General features: G+C 58.9%; 4 protein-coding genes. All 4 read left to right on the top strand.

The genetic code is table 11. From position 1 onward, the window contains the following. Positions 1–299 precede the first annotated feature (299 nt). Positions 300–2,036, top strand: coding sequence for a GspE/PulE family protein (locus tag Y5S_RS12425; RefSeq protein WP_081939760.1), 1,737 nt, complete (start codon positions 300–302; stop codon positions 2,034–2,036). Positions 2,037–2,354: 318 nt separating this feature from the next. Next, entirely contained in the window at positions 2,355–5,219 is a 2,865-nt protein-coding gene (gene glnE, locus Y5S_RS12420; RefSeq protein WP_035233359.1) for a bifunctional [glutamate--ammonia ligase]-adenylyl-L-tyrosine phosphorylase/[glutamate--ammonia-ligase] adenylyltransferase, read from the top strand. A gap of 41 nt (positions 5,220–5,260) precedes the next feature. Continuing rightward, positions 5,261–6,187 (top strand): branched-chain amino acid transaminase, encoded by a 927-nt coding sequence (locus Y5S_RS12415; protein WP_035233358.1) that lies wholly within the window; start codon positions 5,261–5,263, stop codon positions 6,185–6,187. Between the two features lie 8 nt (positions 6,188–6,195). Beyond that, positions 6,196–7,242, top strand: a complete 1,047-nt coding sequence (gene waaF / locus Y5S_RS12410; protein WP_035233357.1) for a lipopolysaccharide heptosyltransferase II — start codon at positions 6,196–6,198, stop codon at positions 7,240–7,242. The last annotated feature ends 7 nt before the right edge of the window (positions 7,243–7,249 follow it).

Raw genomic sequence — 7,249 nt, 5'->3', positions numbered from 1 at the left:
AGGGGCCATTTTGGCAGTGTTAAAAGGCCCAAGTTTCCCATGTTGCTTCCGGTACGCCTACGGCGTGCCATCCGCTGACGCAGTGGACTCTTGTCACACTTACGTCATGAAATTGGTCGCGAGTATAGTGAAACCGGGCGGGGCTGTCAGGGTTTTGATCTTCGGGTTACAGTAACCCCATATAACGATAAGGGCCGGAGTCATCTGAAACAGGCCTGAACAGAATTCGGAGAGTCTGAGTGAACGCCACTGCCAAACCCGCTGTTCCCAATGGTTTACAGATCGATGTGCGCTGGTTGATGCGTGAGCTGCTGGATGAGGGGCGGGTCAGCCAGGAAGACTTTAATGTCATTTCCACCACGCCCAGGGAAAAGAAAGAGCTGAATTGGCACCCGATCCAGGTGCTGGCGAAGTACCGGCTCACCGATCGTACCAATACCCATCAGATGCTGGATGTGGACTTTCTGACCGACTGGCTCGGTGAGCGGGCCGGGATGCGGGTCTACAATATCGATCCCCTCAAGGTGCAGGTGGATCAGGTCACCAATGTGATGAGTTATGCCTTCGCGGAGCGCCACGGCATTGTCGCTGTAGAAGTGCATCGCGACCGGGTGGTAGTGGCCTGCGATCAGCCTTTCATACAGGATTGGAAAGGGCATCTACAGCAGACCCTGCGTGACCGTGAGCTGGAGGTGGTGCTCACCAATCCGGAGCATCTGCGCCGCTACCGTATCGAGTTCTACAACTTGAGCCGCTCCATTGCCGGGGCGACTGGCAATACCGGGCAGGAGCTGTCCGGGATTACCAACTTCGAGCAGCTGCTGGAGGTGGGTAAAGGACAGCACGATGCGGATGACCAGCACATTGTTAATATTGTGGACTGGATCCTCCAGTACGCCTTTACCCAGCGGGCCAGTGATATCCATCTGGAGCCGCGTCGGGATGCGGGCAAGATGCGCTTCCGCATTGATGGTGTGCTGCACGACGTGTATGAGTTGCCCGCCGCTATCATGGCGGCGGTGACCAGCCGCCTGAAGATTCTCAGCCGTCTGAATGTGGCGGAAAAGCGCAAGCCGCAGGATGGTCGTCTGAAAACCAAGTCCCCTGACGGTAATGAAATCGAGCTGCGTATCTCCACCTTGCCCACGGCGTTTGGCGAAAAAATGGTGATGCGGGTATTTGACCCGGATGTGCTGGTGCGCAGCTTTGAGCAGATGGGGTTCACTCGCGAGGACTACGAGGCCTGGCAGAAGATGACCAAGAATCCCCATGGGATCATCTTCGTGACCGGGCCGACCGGGTCGGGTAAGACCACCACCCTGTATTCCACTCTCAAGCAGCTGGCCACCAGTGAGGTGAATGTCTGCACCATCGAAGATCCCATCGAGATGGTGGAACCCAGCTTCAATCAAATGCAGGTGCAGGCCAACATTGATGTGAGCTTTGCCCAGGGGGTGAAGGCCATGCTGCGTCAGGATCCCGACATCATCATGATTGGTGAGATCCGGGATCTGCAAACCGCAGAAATGGCCATTCAGGCGGCGCTTACCGGTCACCTGGTGCTGTCTACACTGCATACCAACGATGCGCCGTCCTCTATTACTCGTCTGGTGGACCTGGGGGTGGCGCCTTACATGATTTCAGCCACAGTGATTGGGGTGATGGCCCAGCGTCTGGTACGAACACTGTGCCCCAATTGTAAGGAGGAGGTGGCACCGGATGTTTCCGCCTGGGAGGAGCTGGTGCGGCCTTTCAAGATGAAGGTGCCAGAGAAAATTTGCCGCCCGGTGGGGTGTCTGGAGTGTCGTGGTACCGGTTATCTGGGGCGGATGGGCGTGTATGAGACCATGCCGCTGAACAGCACCCTGAAAAACCAGATTACCCGGGGGGGGGATTTGGAAACCCTTACCCGTCAGTCGCTGAAAAACGGTATGAAGCCACTGCGTATCAGTGGTGCCATGAAAGTTGCCAAAGGGTTGACCACCATTGAGGAAGTGATGCGGGTGACGCCGTCACAGGATTTGTTGATGGGGTGAGGTGGCTACAAGCTGCAAGCTGCAAGCTACAAGGCGCGGGAGAAACTTTGAGGATGCACCAAGGCTCTGCCCGCGCACCGGGACGGGAAATGAACAAACAGACCGTAAGACAGGGGGGGCAACGAAGCAGAGTCGCGCAGGTCGTGCGCAGCGAATAACCGCCGCGCCCACAGCAGCTTCGGACCCAACGTGCCTGCGCGGAGTCCCGACCAGCCAGATGGCCTCTCTGCTCAACCCGCGCCTTGTAGCTTGCAGCTTGAAGCTTGTGGCTTTATTCCTGCTTGTAGCTTGCCCCGTCGCATACGACAATAGCCCCCCATGAATGAACCCCAATATCAGTCCCTCCCCGACGAACTCTCGGTGCTGGTCAGCCAGCATTGGCAGCATTTCGTTGAATCCGGCAATGCCATGCCTGCAGCACTCCATGATGACCTGCCCCGTGTCTGGGCTGGTTCGGATTATGTGGCAAGCCAGTTCCTGCGGGATCCCGAACTGGGGCAGTGGCTGGTCGACAGCGAACTGAGTCAGCCTCTCGAGGCGGAATCATTGCACCAGCAGGTGCGTGAACAGCTGACAGATTGCGATAGCGAAGACGAGCTGAAGCGCCGGGTACGCCGTCTGCGGCACCGGCACATGGTGCGCATTATCTGGCGGGACCTGGCGGGTATTGGCGACTATCACAGTACGGTGGCGGACCTGTCCCTGTTGGCCGACACCCTGATCGATGAAGCTCTGGCCCTGCTGTATCGCTGGGCCTGTGAGCGCAGCGGCACTCCCACCGCACCGGATGGCAAGCCTGTGCAGCTGGTGGTGTTGGCCATGGGGAAATTGGGCGCCCGGGAGCTGAACCTGTCCTCGGATATCGACCTGATCTTTGCCTATGAGCATGAGGGCGAACTGGAGGGCGAGCGACGCTCACAGACCTATCACCAGTTCTTTGTGCGCTTGGGACAGCAACTCATCAAGGTGCTCGACCAGACGACGGCTGATGGTTTTGTGTTCCGGGTGGATATGCGATTGCGCCCCTGGGGCAAGAGTGGGGTGCTGTCCATCGGCTTTGATGCCATGGAGGGCTACTACGAGACGCAGGGGCGCGAGTGGGAGCGTTACGCACTGATCAAGATGCGTCCTGTTGCCGGGGATCTCAAAGCGGGTGCTCGCCTGCTCAAACGCCTGAACCCGTTTGTATACCGTCGCTATATCGATTACGGCGCGTTCCAGTCCCTGCGGGAGATGAAGTCCCTGATTGAGCGGGAAGTGAACCGCAAGGGCATGCAGGCGGATGTGAAGCTGGGTGCGGGCGGCATTCGTGAAGTGGAATTTATTGTTCAGGCTTTCCAGCTGATTCGTGGTGGTCAGTTGCCGGCCCTGCGTGAGCCAAATCTGATTAAGGTGTTGCCGCTGTTGGTAGAGCAGGAACTGCTTCCCGATGATGTGGCCGATGAGCTTACCGATGCCTATCTGTTCCTGCGGGATGTGGAGCATCGCCTGCAGGCGGTGGGTGACCGTCAGACCCAGCGATTGCCGGATGACCAGCTCGGTTGGCAGCGGCTCACCTTTGCCATGGGCTTTTCCGAGCGCGCGGCTTTTGAGCGCAAGCTGCGTCGTTATCGCGAAAATGTCCGCCATCACTTCAGTCAGGTGATTGCCGACCCTGAGCAGGAAATCGATGCCGCCCAGGGGGCGGATCAGGAGCTGCTGGATCTGTGGCTGGGCGAGCTGGATGATGCGGCAGCAGTAGCGCAATTGCAGGCAATCGGTGTGCAGGATGCCGACGCTGTCTATGCGCGTCTGAATACTTTCCGTGATGGTCGCGCAGTGGAAAATATGCAGGCCATTGGTCGTGAGCGACTGGATCGTCTGATGCCGTTGATGCTGGAGGCGCTCGGGTATCAGGGGCACGGTGAAACCACGGCATTACGGTTGCTGAATTTTGTCGAGGCGGTGCTGCGCCGTAGCGCCTACATCGCCTTGCTGGTGGAAAATCCCGGCGCGCTGACCCAGCTGGTCAAACTGTCCGGTGCCAGCCCGTGGATCGCGGAGCGTCTGGCCTTGCACCCGGTGCTACTGGATGAACTGCTGGATGTGCGCACGCTCTACTCCCCGCCGGAACTGGCCGAGCTGGATGATGAGTTGCGCCAGCAGTTGTTGCGTGTAGCGGAAGACGATCTGGAACAGCAGATGGAAGTGCTGCGTAACTTCAAGCAGGCCCATCTGTTGCGAGTGGCGGCTTCCGAGGTGACCGAAGTGCTGCCGTTGATGAAGGTAAGTGATTACCTGACCTGGCTGGCGGAAAGCATTCTGCATCAGGTGGTGATGCTGGCCTGGGAGCCGCTGGTGGAGCGTCATGGACGCCCGTCGCGGGATAATGGTCAGCCCTGTAATCCTGACTTCGTGGTGGTGGGTTACGGCAAGCTGGGTGGCATTGAGCTGGGGCACAACTCCGATCTGGATCTGGTGTTCCTGCATGATGCGGCCAGCGGTGGCATGACGGATGGAGAAAAGTCGGTCTCCAACGAGCAGTTCTATGCCCGCCTGGGTCAGCGCATTGTGCATATCCTCTCTACTCGCACCATGAGTGGTCAGCTCTACGAGGTGGATACCCGGCTGCGGCCTTCCGGCAGTGCCGGGCTGCTGGTGAGTTCCATGGATGCCTTCGAGAAGTATCAGCTCAATGATGCCTGGACTTGGGAACATCAGGCTCTGGTGCGCGCCCGTGTGGTGGCCGGTTGCAGCCGTTCCCGCCAGCGTTTTGACGAGATTCGCCACAAGGTGCTGTGTGCCGAGCGAGACCAGACGAAGCTGCGCGACGATGTGCTGGCCATGCGCAGCAAGATGGTCGATCACCTGGGTGACAAAACCGGCGAGCAATTCCACCTGAAGCAGGATCCCGGTGGTATCGTTGATATCGAATTTATGGTGCAATACGGGGTTCTGAGATGGGCCTCCTCCCACGGTGAACTGACCCGCTTCACCGATAACGTGCGGCTGCTGGAAACCCTGGCTGCACTGGACATTATGTCGGCGCAGGACGCCGGCCTGTTGCGGGAAGCGTACCTCGCTTACCGGTCCGCGGCCCATCGCGCTTCGTTGCGCAAAGAGAAATCCATTGTCGACGACAGCCAGTTCCGTGATTTGCGGGAAGGCGTTCGAGCGATCTGGAAGCATTGGTTCGACCTGTAGAGCGGGTGCTCGAAGGTCCTTAGCGTTGGAGACACATTGCCATGTCGATGGCTGTAAGAGACGGTTTTATCTGGCTGGACGGTGAACTGGTTCCCTGGGAAGAAGCCAAGGTTCATGTCCTCACTCACACCCTGCATTACGGCATGGGTGTCTTTGAAGGGGTGCGAGCCTACGAAACCGCCAAGGGTCCGGCAATTTTCCGCCTGAAAGAGCACACCGATCGTCTGTTCGGTAGTGCCCATATCATGAACATGAAGATCCCGTTCACCAAGGACGAGGTCAATGCGGCCCAGGTGGCGGCGGTGAAATCCAACAACCTGCCCCACGCCTACCTGCGCCCCATGGTGTTTTACGGAAGTGAAGGGATGGGGCTGCGTGCCCACAACCTGAAGGTGCACTTGATGGTGGCGGCCTGGGAATGGCCTGCCTACATGTCTCCGGAAGCGCTTGAGCTGGGTATCAAGGTGCGCACGTCCAGCTACACTCGCCATCATGTGAACATCACCATGTGCAAGGCGAAGGCCAACGGCAACTACATCAACTCCATGCTGGCGCTGAATGAAGCGCTGTCCGGTGGTGCCGACGAGGCGCTGTTGCTGGACAATGAAGGTTATGTGGCCGAAGGCTCCGGGGAGAACATCTTCGTGATCAAGAACGGGGTATTGTTCACCCCGGAACTGACTTCCTGCCTGGATGGCATCACCCGCAAGACCATCATCCAGCTGGCTGAAGAGCGTGGCTACACGGTGCGCGAAAAGCGTATTACCCGTGATGAAGTTTATGTGGCCGACGAAGCTTTCTTCACCGGTACTGCCGCTGAAGTGACCCCGATCCGTGAGCTGGATGGCCGAATCATCGGTGCTGGCAAACGAGGCCCGATCACCGAAGTGCTGCAGAGCACCTATTTTGATCTGGTGACTGGCAAGCTGGATGACAAATATGGAGATTGGCTCACTTACGTGAGCTGATTGCCCGGATGTCCCAGACTCCGTCCGCCATCCTTGTCGTCGGCCCGTCCTGGGTCGGCGACATGGTGATGGCGCAGCCCCTGTTTTCCGAACTGCGTCGCCAATACCCTGATTGTGCCATTGATGTGCTGGCGCCGGCCTGGTGTCGGCCATTGCTGTCGCGCATGCCTGAGGTGCGCGAGGCGCTGGCGCTGCCCTTTGATCATGGTGATCTGAAACTGGGTGAGCGGCGTGCGCTGGGCAAATCCCTGCGCGGTCAGTATCAGCAAAGCTATGTGCTGCCCAATTCCCTCAAGTCTGCCCTGGTGCCCTGGGCTGCGAAGATTCCTGTCCGTACCGGTTGGCGTGGTGAGATGCGCTATGGCCTGCTCAATGATGTGCGGGCCCTGGACAAGGAGCGCTATCCGCTGATGGTGCAGCGTTTTGTGGCACTGGCCTTGCCGCAGGATGCGCCGATGCCGCTGCTGGATGAGATCACCGCGCCGCATCTGGAAGTGGATGATGCTTCCCGCGAGAAAGCCATGGCGGCACATGGCCTATCCATGGCGCGGCCCGTGCTGGGGTTGTGTCCGGGTGCGGAGTTCGGGCCGGCCAAGCGCTGGCCAGAGCAGCACTATGCGGCGGTGGCCCAGCACTGGATTGATCACGGCGGCCAGGTATGGATCTTCGGGTCCGGCAAGGACCAGCCGGTGGCCAGCGATATTGTCTCGGCCTTGAGCGAGGACGCGCGAGCGCACGCCTCGGTGCTCGCCGGAAAGACCTCGCTGGAGGAAGCCGTGGATCTGCTGTCGGCGACCAATGCGGTGGTCAGTAATGATTCCGGCTTGATGCATATCGCTGCAGCTCTGACGCGGCCGCTGGTGGCAGTCTACGGCTCCACCTCGCCAGGTTTTACTCCGCCGTTGGGTGATCGGGTGGCCGTGGTGCGGCTGGGGCTGGAGTGTAGTCCCTGTTTTGAGCGGGAATGTCCACTGGGGCATTTGAACTGCCTCAAGCAACTGCCGCCGAGCCAGGTCATTGATGCTTTGCAGCAGCTTGAAACTGCTGATGCCTGAGCGGTGA

Origin of the sequence: Alcanivorax nanhaiticus (assembly GCF_000756665.1) — a bacterium.
Taxonomy (GTDB): domain Bacteria; phylum Pseudomonadota; class Gammaproteobacteria; order Pseudomonadales; family Alcanivoracaceae; genus Alcanivorax; species Alcanivorax nanhaiticus.
This window is presented reverse-complemented; position numbering and strand designations above follow the sequence as displayed.

Coding starts and splice junctions, on each gene's coding strand:
- Y5S_RS12415 (WP_035233358.1), top strand. CDS start 5,261: ATGTCGATGGCTGTAAGAGACGGTTTTATCTGGCTGGACGGTGAACTG.
- waaF (WP_035233357.1), top strand. CDS start 6,196: ATGTCCCAGACTCCGTCCGCCATCCTTGTCGTCGGCCCGTCCTGGGTC.
- glnE (WP_035233359.1), top strand. CDS start 2,355: ATGAATGAACCCCAATATCAGTCCCTCCCCGACGAACTCTCGGTGCTG.
- Y5S_RS12425 (WP_081939760.1), top strand. CDS start 300: ATGCGTGAGCTGCTGGATGAGGGGCGGGTCAGCCAGGAAGACTTTAAT.